1 protein-coding gene is annotated in these 244 nt (G+C 44.3%); it reads left to right on the forward strand.

Annotation, left to right across the window (positions count from 1 at the left end; all coding sequences use genetic code 11):
* Positions 1-244 (forward strand): spore germination protein (locus tag CHH91_RS18880; RefSeq protein ID WP_141234239.1); only part of this gene is annotated, 244 nt, incomplete at both ends.

Consider the following 244-nt stretch of genomic DNA (forward strand, 5'->3'; position numbering starts at 1 on the left):
CGCTTTGGCGCACGTCCTCTTCGGTATTTGTATTTTTTTATTGCCACCTTTTTTCCGGCTATTACGGTGGCAATCATCCGTTTTCATCTTGATCACATACCGACGGAAGTGGCTAACCAGCTTGTGAAAACCCATGAAACCCTTGCACCGTATACAATCGAGCTTGTATTTGTCATTCTTTTATTGCAGCTTATTATGGATGGCTCCTATCGCTTGCCTGGCAATACGATTTTTGCGGTGACGT

This window comes from Virgibacillus sp. 7505 (genome assembly GCF_002272135.1).
In the GTDB taxonomy this organism is placed as follows: Bacteria; Bacillota; Bacilli; order Bacillales; family Amphibacillaceae; genus Terribacillus.